The organism is Streptomyces sp. NPDC058459 (assembly GCF_042721685.1).
In the GTDB taxonomy this organism is placed as follows: Bacteria; Actinomycetota; Actinomycetes; order Streptomycetales; family Streptomycetaceae; genus Streptomyces.
The window spans coordinates 1-1,102 of the sequence record NZ_JBHXLV010000434.1 but is presented as its reverse complement, the minus strand read 5'-3'; the positions used below and the strand labels follow the sequence as shown (position 1 = coordinate 1,102).

1 pseudogene is annotated in these 1,102 nt (G+C 67.3%); it reads left to right on the top strand.

The window, feature by feature from the left end:
* Positions 1–126: 126 nt before the first annotated feature.
* Positions 127–1,102 (top strand): annotated as a pseudogene (locus tag ACFWN1_RS33405) (tyrosine-type recombinase/integrase); the annotation flags it as partial.

Here is a 1,102-nt window from a genome sequence, read left to right as displayed (position 1 = left end):
CGCCCGTCGAATACGAAGCCAACTACTACCGAGCAACCACGAAACCCCAGCTCACAGCCACCAACTGAGATCTCCACCGAACCCGGGGCGGTTCATCCGCACCCGCCTCGAACAGGAAGCCGTCTGATGAGCACGCCCCGCGACACCAGCCTCTCCCGCCGCGCCCGGGCCAACGGCGACGGAACCGTCTACCAGCGCAAGGAAGGCCGCTGGGAAGCCGCAGGATACGTCCTCGCCCCCGGCAACACCCGCAAGCGCATCCGCGTCTACGGCACCACCCGCAAGGAAGCCCTTGCTAAGCTCACCGAGAAGATCGCCGCCAGCAATCGCGGCCTGCCCACCGCCGCAGCCGATAGCACCGTCGGCGACTACGTGACGTACTGGCTGGGCACCGTCGCCGTCCATCACCTCCGCGAGAACACCCACACCCGCTACGCAGCTGCATTCGCCTCTACCTCATCCCCGTCCTGGGTACCAAGAAGATCGCCCGGCTCACAGCCCGGGACGTGCGCACCTTCCTCGACCGGCTCCGTACCACCTGCCAGTGCTGTGCCCAGGAACGGGACACTGGCCGTCGGCGATGCTGCGCCATCGGTCAGTGTTGCGGCAAGACACTGTCACCGCTGACCGTGACGTACGTTCACTCAGTCCTCAAGTCCGCCCTAGAGCATGCCATTCGCGAGGACGAGCTGCCGCGCAACGTCGCCCGGAACGTCAAGACCGCGACACCTCGCCCCAAACGCTTCCGGCCCCTCACCGCGGCCGAGGCCAGGCAGCTCCTCCAGACGGCCAGGGGCGACCGGCTGCACGCCCTGTACGAACTCGCCCTGCGCACCGGACTCCGCAAGGGCGAACTCCTCGGCCTCCACTGGGAAGACCTCGACCTCGACAGCGGCACCGCCACCATCCACCGCTCCCTCCAGCGCACCCGAAGTCAGGGCCTGACCGTCCTGCACACCAAGACCCTGGCCTCCGAGCGACGCATCGCCCTGCCCCCCGAATGCCTGAGCTCCCTCAAGATCCACCAGGAACAGCAGCAGGAAGAGCGCCAGGCGGCCGGAACGGGCTGGACGGACAACGGACTCATCTTCACCACCCCGAA